Source organism: Arthrobacter sp. AL05, from assembly GCF_029960715.1.
In the GTDB taxonomy this organism is placed as follows: Bacteria; Actinomycetota; Actinomycetes; order Actinomycetales; family Micrococcaceae; genus Arthrobacter.
The window spans coordinates 35,781-56,774 of sequence record NZ_JASBRC010000002.1 but is presented as its reverse complement, the minus strand read 5'-3'; the positions used below and the strand labels follow the sequence as shown (position 1 = coordinate 56,774).

General features: G+C 65.9%; 17 protein-coding genes and 1 pseudogene. 10 read left to right on the top strand and 8 right to left on the bottom strand.

Annotation, left to right across the window (positions count from 1 at the left end; genetic code table 11):
- Positions 1–38: 38 nt before the first annotated feature.
- The 5 genes from QK287_RS02640 to glyA form a co-directional block, all read right to left on the bottom strand.
- Complete coding sequence (locus QK287_RS02640; RefSeq protein WP_282359093.1) at positions 39–872, bottom strand: ABC transporter permease; 834 nt, start codon at positions 870–872, stop codon at positions 39–41.
- Positions 869–1,720 carry an ABC transporter permease gene (locus tag QK287_RS02635; RefSeq protein ID WP_226774039.1) on the bottom strand — a complete coding sequence of 284 codons (852 nt, stop codon included), beginning with the start codon at positions 1,718–1,720 and terminating at the stop codon, positions 869–871. Before QK287_RS02635 ends, QK287_RS02640 begins: the two co-directional genes overlap by 4 nt.
- Positions 1,713–2,720, bottom strand: coding sequence for an ABC transporter ATP-binding protein (locus tag QK287_RS02630; RefSeq protein ID WP_282359092.1), 1,008 nt, complete (start codon positions 2,718–2,720; stop codon positions 1,713–1,715). The genes QK287_RS02635 and QK287_RS02630 overlap by 8 nt, the downstream gene beginning before the upstream one ends.
- A 173-nt stretch (positions 2,721–2,893) precedes the next feature.
- The gene (locus QK287_RS02625) at positions 2,894–3,805 is read right to left on the bottom strand and encodes a bifunctional methylenetetrahydrofolate dehydrogenase/methenyltetrahydrofolate cyclohydrolase (RefSeq protein WP_226774040.1); all 912 of its coding nucleotides are present in this window, start codon (positions 3,803–3,805) and stop codon (positions 2,894–2,896) included.
- A 3-nt stretch (positions 3,806–3,808) separates the two neighbouring features.
- A complete protein-coding gene (glyA, locus tag QK287_RS02620) occupies positions 3,809–5,107 on the bottom strand; it encodes a serine hydroxymethyltransferase (protein ID WP_282359090.1) in 1,299 nt (432 codons plus the stop codon).
- Between the two features lie 320 nt (positions 5,108–5,427).
- Between glyA and purU the strand changes: the two genes are divergently transcribed.
- The 3 genes from purU (at position 5,428) to QK287_RS02605 (ending at position 7,312) form a co-directional block, all read left to right on the top strand.
- Positions 5,428–6,288 carry a formyltetrahydrofolate deformylase gene (purU, locus tag QK287_RS02615; RefSeq protein WP_282359089.1) on the top strand — a complete coding sequence of 287 codons (861 nt, stop codon included), beginning with the start codon at positions 5,428–5,430 and terminating at the stop codon, positions 6,286–6,288.
- A 21-nt stretch (positions 6,289–6,309) separates the two neighbouring features.
- Positions 6,310–6,702: a class I SAM-dependent methyltransferase gene (locus QK287_RS02610; RefSeq protein ID WP_253033423.1), complete on the top strand. Its 393-nt coding sequence runs from the start codon at positions 6,310–6,312 to the stop codon at positions 6,700–6,702.
- 91 nt (positions 6,703–6,793) lie between these two features.
- Entirely contained in the window at positions 6,794–7,312 is a 519-nt protein-coding gene (locus QK287_RS02605; protein WP_226774043.1) for a gamma carbonic anhydrase family protein, read from the top strand.
- Between the two features lie 33 nt (positions 7,313–7,345).
- Here QK287_RS02605 and QK287_RS02600 read toward each other — a convergent pair whose 3' ends face one another.
- Both QK287_RS02600 and QK287_RS02595 read right to left on the bottom strand, forming a co-directional pair.
- A complete protein-coding gene (locus tag QK287_RS02600) occupies positions 7,346–9,049 on the bottom strand; it encodes an NAD(P)/FAD-dependent oxidoreductase (RefSeq protein ID WP_282359085.1) in 1,704 nt (567 codons plus the stop codon).
- 13 nt (positions 9,050–9,062) lie between these two features.
- The gene (locus tag QK287_RS02595; RefSeq protein WP_282359083.1) at positions 9,063–10,586 is read right to left on the bottom strand and encodes an amino acid permease; all 1,524 of its coding nucleotides are present in this window, start codon (positions 10,584–10,586) and stop codon (positions 9,063–9,065) included.
- Between the two features lie 140 nt (positions 10,587–10,726).
- Between QK287_RS02595 and QK287_RS02590 the strand changes: the two genes are divergently transcribed.
- Positions 10,727–12,400 carry a PucR family transcriptional regulator gene (locus QK287_RS02590; RefSeq protein WP_282359082.1) on the top strand — a complete coding sequence of 558 codons (1,674 nt, stop codon included), beginning with the start codon at positions 10,727–10,729 and terminating at the stop codon, positions 12,398–12,400.
- Between the two features lie 13 nt (positions 12,401–12,413).
- Here the strand turns inward: QK287_RS02590 and QK287_RS02585 are convergent, their stop codons facing one another.
- Entirely contained in the window at positions 12,414–13,205 is a 792-nt protein-coding gene (locus QK287_RS02585) for a nitrilase-related carbon-nitrogen hydrolase (RefSeq protein WP_226774047.1), read from the bottom strand.
- Between the two features lie 252 nt (positions 13,206–13,457).
- Between QK287_RS02585 and QK287_RS02580 the strand changes: the two genes are divergently transcribed.
- The 6 genes and pseudogenes from QK287_RS02580 to QK287_RS02555 all read left to right on the top strand — a co-directional run bounded on the left by QK287_RS02580 (position 13,458) and on the right by QK287_RS02555 (position 20,981).
- Complete coding sequence (locus QK287_RS02580) at positions 13,458–14,648, top strand: ROK family transcriptional regulator (protein WP_226774048.1); 1,191 nt, start codon at positions 13,458–13,460, stop codon at positions 14,646–14,648.
- Between the two features lie 131 nt (positions 14,649–14,779).
- Positions 14,780–16,336: a multiple monosaccharide ABC transporter ATP-binding protein gene (mmsA, locus tag QK287_RS02575; protein ID WP_226774049.1), complete on the top strand. Its 1,557-nt coding sequence runs from the start codon at positions 14,780–14,782 to the stop codon at positions 16,334–16,336.
- Positions 16,337–16,381: 45 nt separating this feature from the next.
- Positions 16,382–17,650, top strand: a complete 1,269-nt coding sequence (gene mmsB, locus QK287_RS02570) for a multiple monosaccharide ABC transporter permease (protein ID WP_282359080.1) — start codon at positions 16,382–16,384, stop codon at positions 17,648–17,650.
- Between the two features lie 63 nt (positions 17,651–17,713).
- Positions 17,714–18,814, top strand: a complete 1,101-nt coding sequence (locus tag QK287_RS02565; RefSeq protein ID WP_282359079.1) for a sugar-binding protein — start codon at positions 17,714–17,716, stop codon at positions 18,812–18,814.
- Positions 18,815–19,020: 206 nt separating this feature from the next.
- Positions 19,021–20,271 (top strand): annotated as a pseudogene (locus QK287_RS02560) (FtsX-like permease family protein); the annotation flags it as partial.
- A gap of 2 nt (positions 20,272–20,273) precedes the next feature.
- Entirely contained in the window at positions 20,274–20,981 is a 708-nt protein-coding gene (locus QK287_RS02555) for an ABC transporter ATP-binding protein (RefSeq protein ID WP_253033425.1), read from the top strand.
- Positions 20,982–20,994 lie beyond the last annotated feature (13 nt).

The following is a 20,994-nucleotide window of genomic DNA, read 5'->3' as shown; positions in this document are numbered from 1 at the left end:
GCCCCGGGCCGCTTCCACCCGGGGCGAACGCTCCGGCCCTACTTGAGGAACAGCCGGCGCAGCCGGCCGGTGGTCAGCAGCAGGCCGCAGGCGATCATCACGAGGTAGTAGCCGATGTGCACAGCTGTTGCCGGGGTGAAGGCTCCCACACTGATTTGCCGGAGCAGTTCCACGCCGTGCCACAGCGGCATCGCCTGGATGAGCCACTGGATGCACTGCGGGTAGACGCTGAGCGGGTAGAAGGTGGCGCTGAACAGGAACATCGGCAACATAACGAAGTTGATCCAGTCCATCTGCTGGAACGTCTTCATAAAGCTCGTGATGCCCATCCCGAAGCTCGCGAAACCGAACGCGATCAACACGGCGGCCGGGATCATAAGGACGGCCCACGGCGTGGTGATCAGCCCCATAAGGCCCATAACTGCGGTGAACCCGGTGGCGTACATCAGGCCGCGCAGCAGGGCCAGGAAGACCTCCCCCATGGCGACGTCCAGCGGGCCCAGGGAGGTGTAAAGCATGCCCTGGTACAGCTTGGCGAAGTTCATCTTAAAGAAGACATTCCAGGTCGAGTCGTAGACGGCCCCGTTCATGGCGGACACGGCCAGCAGGGCCGGCGCGATGTAGGCGGCATAGGAAATCTCCCCGCCGCCCGGGCCCTGCACCGGGCCCACAATGGCGCCCAGGCCCACGCCCATGGCAATCAGGTACAGCACGGGCTCGAAGAAGCCGGAGAGCATGACCATCCAGTTGCTGCTCTTAGTGGCCATCAGCCCGCGGGCGACGACGGCGCGCACGTTCCGGGAGTAGAGCGGCCCGAACTTCCGGTTGCGTGCGGCCTCGGTGGCGCTGTGGCTGGTGGTGACGGCGCTCATCCGGCCATCCTCCTGATGAACCGGCGTTTGGTCAGGACCCAGCCGAGCACCGTGAGGGCCAGCAGGAAAACGACGTGCGCGATGGTCAGCAACGGGGCCTCCGGGTAGCCGTAGCTGAAGACCCGGCCAAGTTCGGTGCCGTGCCAGATCGGTGAGATCCAGCCGATCCAGCGCACGGCGAGGGGCAGCGAGTCCAGCGGGAAGAAGGTGCCCGAAAACAGGAACAGCGGCATCACGATAAACCGCATGACCATGGCGAACTGGCCTTTGTCCTGCTTGATCGAAGCCGCGTAGGCCATCAGCGGCAATCCAAAAGCCAAACCCGCGAGGGTGGCTACCAGGATCGAGACCCAGCCCCAGCCGCTCGGCGACGCCCCGAACAGCGCAATGACGGCGAAGTAGATCGCGGACTGCAGCACGAAACGCACAGTGACGGCGATGATCTGTCCGAGGGCAATCTGCTCCGGCGTCAACGGCGACGCGTGCGGCCCGTAGAAGACGCGGCGCCACTTGAAACCGTCCATGATCGGGAAGGTCAATTCGCTGGCGGCCGTCATGACCGCGGCCGAGACCAGCAGGGCCGGAGCAATGAAGACCAGGTAGCTGACGCCGCCGAAGGTTGCGGTGCTGCTGGTGTCTACGAGGCTTGCGAGCCCTACGCCCATGGCGAAGAGGTAGGCGACTGGCTGCCCGACGCCGTACATAACGATGGTCCAGCCGTAGCTCTTCATCACCCGGAGGACGTGCTCGGCGAAGTAGAGCGAGCCCCAGCGCCGGGCGCGGGCGGCCGAGACCTCCGGCGAATGGGCGCGCAGTGCGGGAGCCGGCGTCGTCACCGACCTACTCAACGAGGCTCCTGCCGGTCAGCCGCAGGAAAACGTCTTCGAGCGAGGACCGGCGCACCAGCGACGTCACCGGCCGCAACCCGCGGGCGGAGACATCTTCGAGGGCGGCCTCGCCGTCGTGGGCGTAGATGAGGACACGGTCCGGCAGGGTTTCGAGCCGTTCGCCGATGCCTTCGAGTTCGGCACCGATGGTGGCGTTGCGTTCCGAGCCGAAGCGCAATTCCAGGACTTCACGGGTGGAGTATTCGCGGATCAGGCTGGCGGGCGAACCCTCGGCCATGATCCTGCCCTTGTCCACCACGATCAGGCGGTCGCAGAGCTGCTCGGCCTCGTCCATGTAGTGCGTGGTGAGGATCAGGGTGACACCCTGCTCCTTGAGCCGGAACAGCCGGTCCCAGAGGATGTGCCGCGCCTGCGGGTCCAGCCCGGTGGTGGGTTCATCCAGGAGCAGGATCCGGGGTTCGTTGATTAGGGAGCGTGCGATCGTCAGCCGGCGCTTCATGCCGCCGGAGAGCGCGTCCACCTTGGACTTGGCCTTGTCGGTGAGCTGGGCGAACTCCAGCAGTTCATCGGCCTTGGGCTTGAGGTAGCTCATCGGCAGGCCGAAGTAGCGGCCGTAGACCAGGAGGTTGTCCCGGACCTTGAGTTCCTCGTCGAGGTTGTCCTGCTGCGGGACGACGCCCAGGTGGGCACGCACCTCCGGACCGTTCTGGTCCGGGTCCAGGCCCATGATGCTCAGGCTCCCGGAGGTCCGCCGGGACACCCCGCCGATCATCTTCATGGTGGTGGACTTGCCCGCGCCGTTGGGGCCGAGCAGGCCAAACGCCTCGCCGGCGGGGACGGCGAAGGAGATACCGTCGACGGCGACGACATCGCCGTAGCGCTTCGTCAGGTTCTCGGCAGTGATCACATACTGCGGGGCGGATTCGGCGGGGCGGCTCAATGGTGCGTCCTGTTGAGAGGCTTCCTTGGCTGAGGATTCTTTTGAGACTAGTTCAGGCACCCAAATCACGGTAGTGGAAACCGCCGAACTATGAAAGAGTCTTTTCGTAAAAAAGTCCATCCATTTGCCGAAACCCAACTGACTCGCAGTTCAGGCCGTTTTGAGCGCCCAAAACGGCCTGATCTGCGAGTCAGTTGGGTGGGATGCGGTTCAGTTGACGGCGTCCCCGAGGGTTAGCCGTGCAGCCGGCGTTCCGCGGTTTCCACCACGTTGGCCAGCAGCATGGCTCGGGTCATCGGGCCCACTCCCCCGGGGTTCGGGGACAGCCAAGCAGCGACGTCGGCAGCTGCGGGGTCCACGTCTCCGGTGACGACGGCCTTCCCGGAGCCGTCGTCGACGCGGCTCACGCCGACGTCGAGCACGATGGCGCCCGGCTTGAGGTCCGCCGCCTTGATCATGTGCGGCTGGCCAGCCGCGGCAATCACAACGTCGGCCCGGCGGAGTTCGGCGGGCAGGTCCACCGTGCCGGTGTGGGCCAGGATGACAGTGGCGTTGACGTCCTTCCGGGTGAGCAGCAGCCCCACCGGGCGGCCGATCGTGACGCCGCGGCCAACCACGAGCACGCGCTTGCCGTTGAGGCTGATGCCGTGCCGGGTGAGCAGCTCCACGCAACCCTTGGGCGTGCACGGCAGCGGGGACTTCATCGGCCCGCTGACGTTGGCCACGAGCCGGCCGAGGTTCATCGGGTGCAGGCCGTCGGCGTCCTTGTCCGGATCCATGGCCTCCAGGATGACGTCCTGGTCGATGTGCTTGGGCAGCGGGAGCTGGATGATGTAGCCGGTGCACTCCGGGTTTCCGTTGAGCTCCCGGACCACGGCCAGGAGCTCTTCCTGAGTGGTTTCCGCCGGCAGGTCACGCCGGATGGACGTGATGCCCACCTCGGCACAGTCCTTGTGCTTGCCGCCGACGTACCAGGTGCTGCCCGGGTCGGAGCCCACGAGGATGGTGCCCAGGCCCGGCACGATGCCCCGGGTCTTGAGCGCGGCCACGCGTTCGGTCAGTTCGGCCTTGATGATGGCGGCGGTGGCTTTGCCGTCCAGGATCTGCGCCCGTTCAGCCGTTTGTGCAGTCTCTGCAGAAGTCATGGCCTACCACTGCTCGTGCTGCGGGTACAGCGGGAAGTCGGCGGCGAGCTTGTCCACGCGGGACTGGAGCGCCTCGATGTCGGCGGCGGAGCCGGACTTCAGCGCGGTGGCGATGATCTCGGCGACCTCCGTGAACTCCTCGGCGCCGAAGCCGCGGGTGGCCAGGGCCGGGGTGCCGATGCGCAGGCCCGAGGTGACCATTGGCGGGCGGGGGTCGAACGGCACGGCGTTGCGGTTGACCGTGATGCCGACCGAGTGCAGGAGGTCCTCCGCCTGCTGGCCGTCGAGCTGGGAGTTCCGCAGGTCCACCAGGACCAGGTGCACGTCGGTGCCCCCGGTGAGGACGGAGACGCCGGCGTCGGACACATCGGCCTGGTTCAGGCGGTCGGCGATGATCCGGGCGCCTTCCAGGACGCGCTGCTGGCGCTCCTTGAATTCCTCCGTGCCGGCGATCTTGAACGCAACGGCCTTGGCGGCGATGACGTGCATAAGCGGTCCGCCCTGCTGGCCCGGGAAGACGTTGGAGTTGATTTTTTTGGCCCACTCCTTTTTGGCCAGGATCACGCCGGAGCGGGGGCCGGCGAGGGTCTTGTGCACGGTGGAGGTGACGACGTCGGAGTGCGGGACCGGGCTGGGGTGCAGGCCGGCGGCCACGAGGCCGGCGAAGTGCGCCATGTCGGTCCAGAGCAGCGCGCCGACCTCATCGGCGATCGAGCGGAAGGCCGCGAAGTCCAGCTGGCGCGGGTAAGCGGACCAGCCGGCGATGATGACCTGGGGTTTCTCCGCGATCGCCTGCTCGCGGAGTTTGTCCATGTCGATCCGGAAGCTCTCTTCCTCGACTTGGTAGGCGGCAACCTCGTAGAGCTTGCCGGAGAAGTTGAGTTTCATGCCGTGGGTCAGGTGGCCGCCGTGGGCCAGTGACAGGCCGAGGATCTTTTGCCCCGGGGTGATCATCGCGGAGAGCGCCGCGGCGTTGGCCTGGGCGCCGGAGTGCGGTTGGACGTTGGCGTATTCGGCGCCGAAAAGTTCCTTGACGCGGTCGATCGCGAGCTGCTCGGCGATATCGACGTATTCGCAGCCGCCGTAGTAGCGGCGCCCGGGATAGCCCTCGGCGTACTTGTTGGTCAGGACTGAGCCCTGGGCTTCCATCACAGCGCGCGGGGCGAAGTTCTCGGAGGCAATCATTTCCAGGGTGCCGCGCTGGCGGCCCAGCTCCTGGGCGAGGACTGCGGCGATTTCAGGGTCAAGTTCGGCAAGTGGCTGGTTGCTCACGGCGGACGACAGGCTAAGGGAGGTGGTCACGGGGAACTCCTGGCTAGGCAACGGGAACTGCTTAAAGGTCAGGTTACCGGCTGGTCCGCGACGGCGCCCCTTGATGACGGCCTCCGCGGACGGGGACGTAAAAAAGGTACCGGCACCCCCAAGCGGGTGCCGACGCGGGCCGGCAGCAAGGCGCTGCCAACCGGAAAACATAACCCTCGGCCCAGGCGTACGATCCGTGGTCTTCGTCAGTGCCGCTCCCTGGTGGTTAGCCACCCAACGCCAGTTGCGACGGTTCCAGAGTACCCCAGGGCCGCGGCCCGGGCCCAGCCCGCGAGCGAGCGCGGGTAGGCTTGACTTCCGTGACTGACGACCAGCTGACCACTTCGTATATCCTGACTCTCTCCTGCCCGGACCGCCCCGGAATCGTGCACGCCGTCGCAGGCGCCCTGCTCGTTGCGGGCTGCAATATTACCGACTCGCAGCAGTACGGCAGCCAAAGCACTGGCACGTTTTTTATGCGCGTCGAGGCCACGACGGCGGTCTCCCAGCCGGAACTTTACGCGGCGCTGGAGCCGGTTGCCCAGGCGTTCGAGATGCAGTGGAGACTCAACCCGGCCGGCCGCAAGATCCGGACCCTGCTGATGGCCAGTACCTCAGCACACTGCCTCAACGATCTGCTGTTCCTGCAGCGCTCCGGCACCCTGCCCATCGAGATCCCGGCCATCGTGTCCAACCACAGCGACCTCGCCGGCCTCGCAGAGTTCTACGGCATCCCCTTCCACCACATCCCCGTCACACCCGAGACCAAGGTCCAGGCCGAGGATGAGCTCAGGACGCTGATGGCCCAGCACAACATCGAACTGACGGTCCTGGCCCGGTACATGCAGATCATCTCCGACGAACTGTGCCAGCAGCTGACCGGCAAGGCCATCAACATCCACCATTCGTTCCTGCCCTCCTTCAAGGGCGCCAAGCCCTACCACCAGGCGCACGCCCGCGGCGTGAAGCTCATCGGCGCCACAGCCCACTACGTGACGGCAGCCCTGGACGAGGGCCCGATCATCGAGCAGGAAGTCATCCGGGTGGACCACCGGGGTACCGCCGGGCAGTTTGTCCAGATGGGCCGGGACGTGGAGGGCCGCACCCTGGCCCAGGCGGTGCAGTGGCATGCCGAACACCGGGTCCTGTTGGACGGGAACCGGACGGTTGTTTTCAGCTGATCCCGGACATTGAATAGGGGTATGGTATTTTCCCCGCAAGACCCACTGACCGAGTTCCTGGCCCTGCTCAAGGCCGAAAGCCGCGACGGGGTGCTGGGCCTTGACTGCGGACGGGGCGCGGACGGCCTGCGTTTTGTCCAGTCCGGCATTCATTTCACCGGCGTGGACCGGTCCGAGGAGAACATCCATGCGGCCCGGGCCCACGGGCTGGAGGCTTCGGTCGCAGGGGCCGGCGCACTGCCCTTTGCCGACTCGGCGTTCCCGTCGGTGTGGGCGGTCGAGGCCCTGGCGGGCCTGCCCCCGGCGGAATGGGACGACGTCGTGAACGAACTGGGCCGCGTTGCGGCACCCGGGGCGCCAATCGCCGTCGTACGCCCCGGCGAAGGCGTAACAGTCCTCCGCTCCCCCGCCTGACCCAACTGACTCGCAGCAGGGGTCGTTTTGGGCGCTCAAAACGACCCCTGCTGCGAGTCAGTTGGGGAGGCCCGTGTCCTAGGCTGGAGGCATGGCTCCCATTTACGCTTTCGCCGGGGACACCCCGGCTGTCCATAACTCCGTTTTCATCGCGCCGAGCGCCTCAGTGATCGGCAAAGCGACCCTCGCGGAAAACTCCAGCGCGTTTTATGGCGTATCCGTTCGGGCAGACACCGCCGCAATCAGCGTCGGCGCCGGCAGCAACCTGCAGGACAACGTGGTCCTGCACGCTGACCCGGGCTTCCCCTGCACCGTGGGCGCCCGGGTCAGCGTCGGGCACAGCGCCGTCGTCCATGGCTGCACGGTCGAGGACGACTGCCTGATCGGCATGAGCGCCACCATCCTCAACGGCGCCGTCATCGGGGCAGGGTCACTGGTCGCAGCCGGCGCGGTGGTGCTGGAAGGAACCATCATTCCGCCGCGTTCACTGGTCGCCGGGGTGCCGGCAAAGGTCCGCCGCGAACTCAGCGACGAGGAGTTCGCCGGCGTCCAGCAGAACGCGGCACACTACCGGGAGCTGGCCCGGGCGCACCTCGAAATGCACGGCTAAGGACCCTCATCCAGACGGCTCGGTCCAGGGAGCTCAGTCCAGGGAGATCGGGCCCAATTCCGCCAGCAGATCGCCCGGCCCCGGGTTGCCGGCGGCCGATGACCCGCCGAGGTGCCGGACGACTCCCCAGGCCGCGTTCAGCCCGGTGGTAACGGCGCCTTCGGCCCAGCCCGCAGTAAAGGACACGTCGTCCCCAGCCAGGAAGATGCCCCGCTGCTGCTCCGGGAGCTGATCCTGCTTAAAGTGGCTGAACAGCCTCTGCTGGTAGCGGTAGTGCCCCGGCAGGTTGGCTTTGAAGGCCCCCATGAAGTTGGGGTCCGCTTCCCAGGAGACTGTGATGGGCTGGCCCACGATGTGGCTGGCAATGTCCACGCCCGGGTAGATCTGCGCGAGCGAGTGCAGCATCAGTTCCGTCCTCTGGTCCGCGTCCAGGGCCAGCCATTTGAGCGCGTCGTCATTCCAGGTGTAGGAGAGCAGGATCACCGCAGGCTTCTCCGGCCCGTTGTCCAGCAGGTAGGTGGCCCGGTTCAGCCGGTCCGTAAGCGTCATGGACATCACTTCGCGGCCGGTGGCGGGATCAATGTCCTTCCAGAACGGCCTGTCGACCATCACAAAGGTCTTGGACGACTGCATGTAGTGCGAGCGCTCGATTGCAGTCCACAATTCTGCCGGGAACAAGGTTTCCTCGGTGTGGATCCGCGTCGACAGCAGCCACGACTGGCACGTGCTGATAACAGCGGGATAGGCGGCCTCCCGGCCCCACCGTTCCCGGATCCGGAAATCACTGTTGCCGTCCCGGGCGATCCTGTCCACGGCGCCCCTGGGGGCGCCTGCGTGCAGCGATGCCAGTGACGTCCCGTCGGGCCAGTGCACCATGCCCGACGGCGCATGCTCCCAGAGCGCGTCCGGGAGCCGTTGCGCTCCGCCGGCAATAAGCCGGTGCGCGTCGTCGGCATCGGTGTACACCACACGCAGGATCTCCAGGATGGAGTTGGGGAAGTCCGTGTCCCAGCCACCGGTGCCGAAGCCCACCTGGCCGAAGGCCTCGCGGTGCGCGAAGCCGGCCTTCTTGAACGATTCGCTGCCGGCGATGAATCCGTAAAAGGTCTGTTCGTCCAGCAGCGGCAGCAGCGCGTTCCACAGTTCCTTGATCCGGGCGGTGTCCCGGGCGCGGATGGCCTCCTGCATCTCGCTGAACTTGGCGCCGTCGTTGACGGCAGCTTTCCAGGCATCGGCGACTTCGCGGAAGAACGGCGGCAGGTCCGCGGGCGTGCTGGCGTAGTACTTTTTGCCCGCCAGCTCAATGACGGTGCTGGAGGTAACAGCGGCCAGCGGATTCGGGAACTCCTGGGTTTCCAGCCCGAGCATCTCCACATAGTGGTAGAAAGCCTTCCCCGAGACGGGAAAGCGCATCCCGCCCAGATCGGCCACGACGCCGGCGGCCGAGGGGAAGGTGGCCGTCCGCAGCCGCCCGCCGATCCTGTCCGCCTCGTAGATGACGGGCCGGAGGCCCAGTTTCATCAGCTCGTAGGCCGCCACCAGCCCGGAAAGGCCGGCGCCCACTACTGCCACTTCGGTCCCGTACAGCTCTTCCGGGATGGCGCCCAGTCCGTCCGGATGGGCCAGGTAATGGTCGTAGCTGAACGGGAAGTCAGGGTTCAGCATGGTGATGGGAGCCTGGACTCCGGAGTCCGGAGTTGTGGTTCCCGGGGCGGGCAGTTCTGTGGCGGTTGTCATAAGTGGCTGGCTTTCATCGGTTCGGGACGGAAGTGGTGTCGGCGGGGGCTGCGCCGGATAGTTCACGGTATTCCGCGGAGCTGAGTGCCGCCACCCGGGAGTTCCTGCGGCTGTAGCCGAAGTAGACGGCCAGCCCCACCAGCATCCAGAGCCCGAAGACCACCCAGGTCTCGGCGCCAAGGTTGAGCATCAGGTAGCCGCACATCGCGGCGCCCAGCAGGGGCGTCAGCGGAAACAGGGGAACGCGGAAACTCCTTTTGAGTTCCGGCCGGCTGCGCCGCAGGTAGATGACGGCGACGTTGACCAGGGCGAAAGCGAAAAGCGTGCCGATGCTGGTGGCGTCCGCCAGGGCGCCGAGCGGGACGAGGCCTGCCGTGAGGGCGACGACGACGCCGACAATCAGGGTCCCGGCGACCGGGGTGCCGGTTCGGGGCGAGACACGGCCGAAGATCCTGGGGACCATACCGTCCCTTGCCATCGCGAGCAGGATGCGGGTCTGACCGTAGAGTACCGTCAGCACGATGCTGGCGATGGCCAGCACGGCCCCGACGGCGAATACCAGCCCAACCCAGGGCTGGCCGGTGGTCTCCTCCAGGATTTTCACGAGGGCGGCTTCGGTGCCATCGAACCAGCCCCAGGGACGTGCGCCGATCGCTGCGACGGCGACGAGCACGTAGATGGTTGTAACAATCAGCATCGAAAGCAGGATGGCTCTGGGCAGATCGCGTTTGGGATTGCGGGCTTCCTCGCCGGCCGTGGAGGCCGCGTCGAAGCCGATGTAGGAGAAGAAGACCCGGGAGGCTGCCGCCGAGACGCCGGCAGCGCCCATCGGCATCAGCGGCTCGAAGTGTGCGCCGTTGAATGCCGTGAAGGCCACGGCGCAGAAGAAGACCAGGATGCCCACCTTGATAAGGACGATTGCCGTGTTGATCCCTGCGCTTTCCTTGGCGCCTCGGACCAGCAGCGCCATGGCGAGGACCACAATCAGGATCGCCGGCGCGTTCAGCACTCCGCCGTCGCCGGGAGGCTGCGAAAGAGCATCCGGCAGGGCCAGGCCAAAGACGGCGAGGGCTTCGTTGACGTACTGGCCGGCACCGACTGCGACGGCGGCCACGGAAACAGCGTATTCGAGCACCAGGCACCAGCCACAGATCCAGGCCATGCCTTCGCCCATGGTCGCGTAGGTGTACGAATAACTCGATCCTGCTGCGGGGACCATCCCGGCCATTTCGGCATAGGAGACGGCGGAGAGCAGCGCGGCGAGGCCGGCGATGGCGAAGGAGATCCAGATGGCCGGACCGGCCAGCGGGACGGATTCGCCCAGGATCACCAGGATGCCGGTTCCGAGGGTGGCGCCAACGCTGATCATCGTCAGTTGCAGCACACCGAAGCTGCGGACCAGCCGCGTGCCGCCGTGGCCGGTTTCCGCTTCGCTGACGAGCTGTCCGATCGGCTTGCGGCGGAGCAGCTGCGCCGCAAGCCCGGGCCGGCCTGTTGTGGCCGGCGGCCGTTCTCCCATAAGGGTTGGCACAGTCATCGTCGACGTCCGTTCTGCAGTAGTGGTAATTTCCCCGGCTCCAGCGTAAGCGTGTGAGCCAGCTCTCACGGATGTGCAAAATGACCTAGAGTATTCATTCATGAGACTTTATGCACTACCGTTCCAGATTCGGGGCGCCGATGGCAACCGTGACTGCTGACGGCTCCGAGCGCCTGGGTTTTGTCACCCTGGACCGGTTCCTGCAGCAGCTGCCGCCGGAGCTGGAAGTCCTTTATGACGGCGGCAACGGCTCGGAGCGGCTTCGCTGGGTGGAGCCGAGCGAGCTGGCGGACCCCACCCCGTATCTGCTCGACGGCGAGTTCCTGCTCACCGCCGGCCTTCCGTTCCTGGGCGGGGGCGGACGGGAGGATTTCGCGGACGCCTACGTGCAGCGGCTGGTTGCCGCCCGCGTCTGCGCGCTGGGCTTTGGCCTGGAACCCTATTTCGACACTGTCCCGGAAGCCGTGGTCCTGGCCTGCCGGCGGCACAACCTGACCCTTGTGGCCGTGCCGAAGACTGTTCCCTTCGCCGCGGTCGGACTGGAGTTCTCGCAGCTGCTGGAATCGGACAACGCCACCACGTTCCGGCAGCTCGCGGACACAAACAGGCAGCTGATGCGAGCGGTGCTCTCGGCGCGGCCGGAACACGAACTCCTGGCCGCGCTGGTGCAGCAGGTGCCCGTGTGGGCGGCGCTTGTGGGGTCCGACGGCCGGCTGCGCGCCCGCGGATCCGCCCGAGCGCCGGGAGCGGGCACCACACCGGCCGCGGACATGGCAACGCTGCAGCCCCTGCTGGCGCGGCTGCTCGCCGGCAGCGGCCCGCGTGTGGAGCTGGACTCATTCGGCACGGCCGGGTCTGAGCTGGTCTTCGGCTATCCCCTGCGCAGCACCCGGGACGCCAATCTGGGCGCGCTGGTGCTGGGCACCGGCGCGCCGCTGACTCCGGCCCAGAACAGCGTCGTCTCCACCGCCGTCGGGCTCCTGGAACTGCTGGTACGACAGCGCACCAGCGGTTCGCTGGCCCCGAGCCAGCTCGCGACGGCGCTGCTGCTGCACCCGGAAAGCCTGGCGACGGCAGGCACCCGCCAGCTCAACGGGCTCAAGGACCTCCTGGCGCAGAGCATTTCCTCCACCCGGTCCGGCCAGCTGCGTGTGGTTCTTGGCGTCCGGCCTGCCCCCGCGGCCCCGGACGGCCCGGCCGGCAGGGCCGGTCGTGCCGGCGACAGTCCCGTCCGGGAGCTGCTGGAGTGGCGCAGGATGTTCGATACAAAGCTCGTGGAGATCACCGACGACGGTTTTGCCGCCATTACCAGGCTGAAGGTCGACGACGGCGTGCTGGCCGGTGTGGAGCGGCTCGGCTGGCGCCTTGTGGTCGGGAGCGCGACCGAACTGTCCGGACTGTCAAACGCTTTCCGTCAGGCCTCGTCCCTGCGCGGCCGCGTCGAGGCCACCGGAACCAGCGTCCGGGTCGATGAGGTGACGTGGTCGGTGGAAGGGCTGCTCGGCAAGGAGGCGGGGACCCTCCTGGCCACCCGGCTGCTGGCCCCCGTACTGGCGCTGGAACCGGAGCGCCGGGACAACCTGATTGGGATCCTCCGCGCGTGGCTTGGCGCGAACGGCAGCTGGGATGCCACCGCGAAGTCGACGGGCCTGCACCGCAACAGCGTCCGGCGGCAGATCGGCATCCTCGCCGAGCTCCTGGACCTCGACCTCAACGCCGCCCAAGCCCGGGCGGAGCTCTGGTTTGCCTTGCAGTACGTTCACGATCCCGCCGGCATGATGGCGGCTGACTCCCCCGATCCTGGCGTCACCTAGCGCCCGGTCCGGGTCAGCTGCCCCAGGAGCGGTAGGTCTGCGGGCGGCGGTCACCGAGATAGTCGACGCTGTGCCCGGCCCTGCCCGGCGCGGGCAGTTCCGCGAACAGCAACTGGGCCGCGGTTCCGGCCGACGCCAGCAGCGAGCCATCCGGTGCCGCAATAACACTGCCGCCCAGGAAGTCGCAGCCGTCCTCGGTTCCGGAGTGGTTGGCGTAGGCCACCGTCACGTGGTTTTCCAGTGCCCGCGCCCTGACCAGCAGCTGCGGCACCGACTCGAACCCGGCAGCGAGGGCCGTCGGCACCAGCAGCAGTTCAGCGCCGGCGGCGGCGGCTGCGCGGACGGCCTCCGGAAATTCAACGTCGTAGCAAATCACCATCGAGATCTTCAAGCCGCGGAAATCCACCACCCGGGGACGTGCCCGGGCCGGGACAAATGCCTGGTTCTCCGCCGGGCCGAAGAGGTGCACCTTGGCGTAACTCAGGAGCTCCTCGCCGTTCTCATCGACGAGGGTGGAGGTAATCTGCCATTCCCCTGCCGCCGTGACCGCGGGAAGACTGAAAACCAGCGCAATGCTGTGGTTGCGGGCGATCCCTGCGAGGGCGTTCCGGATGGCCGGCAGCGCAGCAGGGTCGAACTCCGCCCGCAGCCGGAGGGGCGCATACCCCACCGGGAAAAGCTCGGGCGTAAGCAGCAGCCCGGCGCCGGCCGCAGCAGCCGCGCCGGCAGCCGCATCCACCGCAGCGCAATTCGCTTCTACGTCCAGCACGGCAGCATTCGCCTGCATCAGGGCCAGTAGCACCATTACCACCTCAGCGTCCGGGGCCCGCCCTCTGCGGCGGACTCTCGCATTCCCAGCGTAGCGACGCGGCGCCCCTGCCGCCCTGGTGCATTTCGGCCCGGAGGGTGCAGCAGTGGGGCGGAATGCCCCCTCCCTCGCCCCCGGCCCAGGGCACCGGCACTGCGCGGGGCCGGTGGTCAGCCGTTCGCCCCGGCCTCCAAGCTGCCATGCGTTAACTTCTTGACTACAAGATGCAAATACGGCACGCTTCATTTTATGCCACCACCAACTCGCTCAACGAGGAGCCGAACCAAAAACCCGGGATCACAATCCGCGCTCCGGCATTTGAACCAGCAGCGGATCATTGAATGCCTGCTCGCCGGCCCCTCCACCCAGGCCGAACTCGCGCGGCAAACCGGCCTGTCGACGGCCACGGTTTCAAATATTGTCAAGATCATGCAGGACGCCGGACTGGCCTCCACCGAACCGATCACCAGCTCGGGCCGGCGGGCCCTGAACGTCCGGCTCAACAGCAACGGCGCCGTCGCCGTTGGCATCGACTTCGGCCGCCGGCACCTGCGGGTGGTCCTGGCGTCCCTGAGCTACCACGTCATCGCCGAGGAATCGGTACTGCTGCCCTTGGGGCACCACGCCGAGGAGGGCATCAAAGCCGCCGTCGGACTCCTGGATCGGCTCCTGGCGGACAGCGGCGTGGAACGCAGCGCGGTGGTTGGCGCCGGCGTCGGCATCCCCGGCCCCATTGACCGCCGGACGGGGACTGTGGTGCAGGGTGCGATCCTGCCCGAATGGGTGGGGATCAACATCCTGCAGCGCCTCGAGGAAGCCTTGGATCTCCCGGTTTTTGTGGACAACGACGCCAACCTGGGAGCCTTGTCGGAAGTCACCTGGGGTCCGCACACGGGCATCAACAACCTGATGTTCCTCAAGATCGGCTCCGGCATCGGCGCGGGGCTGATCCTGAACGGGATGCCCTACTACGGCAACGTGGGAATCACCGGTGAAATCGGCCATGCGACCATCCATGAGCACGGGCTGGTCTGCCGCTGCGGGAACCGCGGCTGCCTGGAAACCATCGCCTCCACCACCACCATGATCGAGCTCCTGGGCCGCGGCGAGGACAAGCCGTTAACCCCGGAGGACATTGTCCGCAAGGCCCTCGCCCGGGACTCCGCGACCCTGCGGGTGGTGGACGACGCCGGCCTCGCCGCCGGCCGCGCCCTGGGCAACGTGGCCAATCTGATCAATCCCGAAGTGATCGTGGTGGGAGGCCCGCTGGCGGAACTCGGGGAACTGCTGCTGGACCCGATCCGCCGGGGCCTGGTCCGGCACGCGGTACCCGTGGTCGGCGAGACAACTGTCCTGACAATGTCCTCCCTGGGTGGCCGCGCGGAAGCCCTCGGTGCCACCGCGCTGGTCTTCCAGCACGCCGGAATCCGGCGGAATTGAGATTTTTGTTATCGGGCTGTTGCGTTAAAGACTTGACGACAACGCCTGTGATCCAGTTTACTTTTTCATCAGACGGCCCTGCGGTTTGCAGGGGCGGACAACGAAGTCATGCATTGGAGGCGTAAGGGCAGATGACGTCCCTCAACACGCACAGCGATCCGATAATCCTCGAGATGCGCTCCATCACCAAAGAGTTCCCCGGCGTTAAAGCATTGGCCGAGGTGACCCTGCTGGTGAAGGCGGGAGAAATCCACGCGATCTGCGGTGAAAACGGCGCCGGCAAGTCCACCCTGATGAAAGTACTCTCCGGCGTCTATCCGCACGGCACGTACACCGGGGACATCGTCTACCAGAGCGAAGTCCAGGAATTCAAGGACATCCGGGCCAGCGAGCAGGCCGGCATTGTGATCATCCACCAGGAACTCGCGCTGATCCCGGAGCTTTCCATCATGGAAAACATCTTCCTGGGCAACGAACCCACCAGGCGCGGGGTCATCAACTGGGATGAGGCCCGCAGCCGCTCCATCGAACTCCTGGCCCGGGTCGGCCTGCGCGAGGATCCGGACACACCGGTCAAGGAAATCGGCGTCGGCAAGCAGCAGCTCGTGGAAATCGCGAAGGCGCTCAACAAAAAAGTCAAGCTCCTCATCCTGGACGAGCCCACCGCGGCGCTGAACGAATCCGACTCCCAGCACCTGCTGGACCTGATCCTCGGCCTCAAGGGCCGCGGCATTACCTCGATCATCATTTCGCACAAGCTCAACGAGATCGAGCAGATCGCGGATTCCATTACGATCATCCGCGACGGCAAGTCGATCGAAACGCTGGACGTCAAGGCCGACGGCGTCGATGAAGACCGCATCATCAAGGGCATGGTGGGCCGGACCCTGGAATCCAGGTTCCCGGACCACGAGCCCAAGATCGGCCAGACCTTCTTCGAGGTGAAGAACTGGAATGTGGGGCACCCGCAGATCCAGGACCGACTCGTCTGCAAGAACTCCAACTTTTTTGTCCGCCGCGGTGAAATCGTTGGCTTCGCCGGTTTGATGGGTGCCGGCCGCACCGAACTGGCACGGTCCCTCTTCGGCCGCTCCTACGGTCGTTTTATCTCCGGCCAGGTGTACAAGGACGGCAAGGAACTGCACCTCAAGAACGTCAAGCAGGCCATCGACGCCGGTCTTGGCTACGTCACCGAGGACCGCAAGTCCCTGGGCCTGAACTTGCTCGATGACATCAAGGCCACCACGGTCTCCGCCGCACTTAAGAAGGTCAGCAAGCACAACATCGTCGATGCCGACCGGGAATTCAGCGTCGCCGAGCAGTACCGCAAGTCGCTGCGCACCAAGGCGCCCTCCGTGGAAGAAGGCGTCGCCAAGCTTTCCGGCGGCAACCAGCAAAAGGTTGTCCTGGCGAAGTGGATGTTTACCGACCCGGACCTGCTGATCCTGGACGAGCCCACCCGCGGGATCGACGTCGGTGCCAAGTACGAGATCTACGGCATCATTCAGCAGCTGGCCAACCAGGGGAAGGGCGTCATCGTCATCTCCTCGGAACTTCCCGAACTCCTGGGACTCTCCGACCGCATCTACACGATCTTTGAGGGCGCCATCACCGGTGTGCTCGACAAGGACGAAGCCAGCCAGGAAAGCCTCATGAAACTCATGACTTCCGCCCGCAAGACCGCCTGACACTCTGGACCATCCAGAACATTCCGGACCACAAGGACTGACACAATGAACGCGCTCAAGAAGCTCTTTGGCGGCAATACCCGCCAATTCGGCATGATCTTCGCCCTGGTTGCACTGATCGTCTTCTTCCAAATTTTCACCGAGGGACGCACGCTCACCCCGGGCAACGTCATCAACCTCTTCAACGGCAACTCCTACATCCTGATCCTCGCCATCGGGATGGTGCTGGTGATTATCGCCGGCCACATCGACCTCTCGGTGGGCTCGGTCGCGGCATTCGTGGGCGTCAGCGTGGCCCTCATGATCCGTGACTGGGGCATCCCCTGGTACCTCGGCGTCCTCTTCGGACTGCTGCTCGGTGCCCTGATCGGGGCCTGGCAGGGCTTCTGGACGGCCTACGTCGGGATCCCGGCCTTCATCGTCACGCTGGCCGGTATGCTGCTGTTCCGCGGCTTCAACCAGTTCGTCGGCAAGTCCAACACCATCCCGGTCCCCGCCGATTTCCAGTACATCGGTTCCGGTTACCTGCCCGAGTTCGGGCCCAACACCGGCTACAACAACCTGACCCTGCTGCTGGGACTTGCCGGTGTGGCCTTCGTGATCATCAGCGAGATCCGCTCCCGCCGCAAGGCCAAGGCCCTGGGCGCCGAGGTGCCCGAATCCTGGGTGACCGTCACCAAACTGGTCCTGATCTGCGGCGCCATCCTGTACGCCACGTACCTGTTCGCGACCGGCCGGCCCGGCACCTCGTTCCCGATCCCGGGGCTGATCCTTGCCGTCCTGGTCCTGATTTACGGCTTCATCTCGTCCAAGACAATCATCGGCCGCCATGTCTACGCCGTCGGCGGCAACCGCCATGCGGCCGAGCTCTCCGGGGTGCAGTCCAAGAAGGTCAACTTCCTGGTGATGATGAACATGTCCGTCCTGGCAGGACTCGCCGGCATGATCTTCGTTGGCCGCTCCACCGCTTCCGGCCCGTTCGACGGCGTCGGCTGGGAACTTGACGCCATCGCGGCCGTCTTCATCGGCGGCGCGGCCGTCACCGGCGGCGTCGGCACCGTGATCGGCTCGATCGTCGGCGGCCTGGTGATGGCGGTGCTGAACAACGGCCTGCAGCTGCTCGGTGTCGGCGCGGACCTCACCCAGATCATCAAGGGCCTCGTGCTCCTGATCGCCGTCGCCTTCGACGTCTACAACAAGACGCAGGGCAAAAAATCGCTCATCGGAATGATGATGAAAAACTTCGGCCGCAACAACGAGATCAAACCCGACGAGACCACCTCCACCAAAGAGGTCATCGCCAAGGGCGCCTAGTTCTCCCCCTGATCCGCTCCACCACGATTCTCCGCACCCCATCTAAAGAAAGAGAACCAAGCAATGCAACTGATTGGTAAAGCAGGAAAGGCAGCGGCTATCGCCGCTATCGCAGCACTGGCGCTGACGGCCTGCGGCCGCACGGATACCGCCACTACCGGCGGAACCTCCGGGGCAGCGGGCGGATTCCCGCAGGAATCCTCGATCGGCGTCGCACTCCCGCAGAAGACGTCCGAGAACTGGGTCCTGGCCGAGAAGCTGTTCAACGACGGCCTCAACGGCGCCGGCTTCAAGGCAGATGTGCAATTCGCCAACGGCGGCGTGTCCGAGCAGCAGAACCAGATCAGCGCCATGGTCACCAAGGGCGCCAAGGTCATCATCGTCGGCGCCATCGACGGTGCACAGCTGGGCACCCAGCTCAAGCAGGCCAAGGACGCCGGCGCTACGATCATCGCGTATGACCGGCTGCTGCTGAACACCGAGAACGTGGACTACTACGTGGCCTACGACAACTTCAAGGTCGGCGTACTTCAGGGCCAGGCCCTGCTGGACGGTATGAAGGCCAAGAAGCCCCAAGGCCCGTACAACATCGAACTGTTCGCCGGTTCCCCGGATGATGCCAATGCGAAGGTCTTCTTCGACGGCGCCATGAGCGTGCTCAAGCCGAAAATCGACGACGGCACCCTCAAGGTCCTTTCCGGCCAGACCTCGTTCGAACAGGCCGTAACCCAGGGCTGGAAGGCCGAGAACGCCCAGAAGCGGGCCGACACCCTGCTGACCGGCAGCTACGGCTCGGCAACCCTGGATGGTGTGCTCTCCCCCAACGACACGCTGGCCCGCGCAGTCCTGACCTCGGTCAAGGCCGCCGGCAAGCCGCTCCCGGTCATCACCGGCCAGGACTCGGAAGTTGAATCCGTCAAGTCCATCCTTGCCGGTGAGCAGTACTCCACCATCAACAAGGACACCCGCAAGCTCGTTGAGCACGCAATCACCATGGTCAAGGATCTCCAGGCCGGCAAAAAGCCTGAGGTCAATGACGACAAGTCCTACAACAACAAGGTCAAGGTAGTTCCCGCGTTCCTGCTGGAGCCGGTTATCGTGACCAAGGAAAACGTCAAGACTGCTTACACCGACGATCCGGTACTCGGGCCGCTGACGAAGTAGTTCATTCGTTGATCCAGCATTGAGCCCCGGCTCCGCCTGACGGCGGGCCGGGGCTTTTTGCTGCCCTCATGCCAGCGGCCGGCGGCGGGCTTCACAGCAGATCCATAGCTCCGGCGGGTGAACTGCACAGCAGCGAGTACCAGTGTGGTCTCATCCTCCGGCCGCTCGGGCCGGACTGAGTTTTCCTAGGAGTCACGTGAGCGTCGCTCAATGCCTCGGTAGGCACCGTGCTGACAATCAACCCCGCCGGTGGCCAGGGCTTCGAAGGCGGCGGCGAGCCGCTCACCGCTGAACAAGCCACGACCGCGGCCGCAGTGGCCAATGTAAGCACCGTCGTGGGCACCAAGGCACTCCGTTTGCGCAACGCCGAGGCGGCCGCCGCCCAAGGCGGGACAGGAGGCCCGGGCGGGCAAGGCGGCCCGGGCGGCCGGTCCGCCACGACCGTTACCACAAGCCTTAAGGCAGCCATCGACGCCGGGACCCTCGGCGCCCGCAACCAGGCCGCAACGGGCAGCAGTCCAGCAACGGCACCGGCGTTCTCCGTGCCCGTCACCGCCACCGGCATCGGAGCCGAAGTCGATACCGCCGGCAAGGCCCTTGCACTGACCGGCGGCACGGGCCTCGGCGATTATACGGCCGCCTCCACCGGCGCCCTCCTGGGAGCCACCCTGGCCGAGAAGAACGGCCTTACGGTCGGTTCCGCATTCACCATCAACAACCAGACGTTCACCGTGACTGGCCTGTTCGATGCCGGCACGGCCTTCGGCAATAACGCCCTCTACCTCACTCTCCCCACCGCCCAGACCCTCGCGGAACTTCCCGGCGAACTCTCCACCATGATCGTCACCGTCAACTCCCTGGAGAACGTCGACGCCGCCAAGACAGCGCTGCAGGCTGCGCTCGGCACCGATAAGGCGGATGTCAGCCAGGGCCAGCGCAACCTCGAAACCGCTGTCAGCTCACTGGGCAGCGTCAAGAACATCTCCCTCATCGCCTTCGTGGCGGCCTTGGCCACCGCCGGGCTGATCATCCTGCTGATCATGGTCATGCTGGTCCGCGAGCGCCGCCGGGAAATCGGTGTCCTGAAGGCCATTGGCGCACCGAACCGCACCATCGGCCTGCAGTTTGTGCTGGAGGCACTCGTTCTTGTGGCCTTGGGCAGTGTGGTGGGCGCCGCCGTCGCGTCCTTCGCCAGCGGCGGCATCGCCAGCGCACTGATCAGTTCCAACAGCACCGCCGCGGCCACCCCCGTCCCGCGCGCCGGGGCCCGCGGATTCCCCGGCGGCGACCCCGTCGGCGGGGCCAGCCAATTGCTGACCTCCGTGACCGCGAGCGCCTCCCCCGGCGTTATTGCCGCGGGCATTGCCGCAGTCTTTGGTGTCGCCATCGTCGGGGCGCTGGTCCCGGCCCTGCTTACGGCCCGCATCCGCCCCATCGAAGTCCTCCGAGGAGAATAGCCATGATCGAAGTCAAGAACCTGGTCCGGACGTTCAATTCCGGCGACCGCACCATCAAACCCGTCAACGATGTCAGCTTCTCGCTGGAGCAGGGCACCTTGGCCTCAATCGTCGGCAAGAGCGGCAGCGGCAAGAGCACCTTGTTGTCCCTGCTTGGCGCCCTCGACAAACCAACGAGCGGCGACGTGCTGGTCAATGGCGTGAGCCTGGCCGACATGCCGGACAGCAGGCTCACCGAGTACCGGCGTCGGGACATCGGCTTTGTGTTCCAACAGTTCAACCTGATTCCCAACCTTTCCGCGGCGGACAACGTGATGTTGCCAATGGAGTTTGCCGGGGTGCGCAGGGCTGCGCGCCTGGAGCGGGCCCGGGCGTTGCTCGAGCAGGTGCAGCTGGATCCGGACAAGCACGGGCGGCGCATTAACCGGCTCTCCGGCGGGGAGCAACAACGGGTGGCCATCGCCCGGGCACTTGCCAACTCCCCCGCGCTGATCCTCGCGGATGAACCAACGGGCAACCTGGACGAACAGACCGGCGAACACATCATCGAGCTCCTCAGCTCGCTCAGCCGGGACCATAACACCACTATCCTGGTGGTCACGCACGACCGTTCGCTGGCCAACAAGACCGACCGGCGGTTCCGGCTCCAGCAGGGCCGGCTGACGGAGGAGGCGGCCCGCAGCCGGCTCAGCGCCGCGACTCCCGCCTAACGTCAGGGCACGG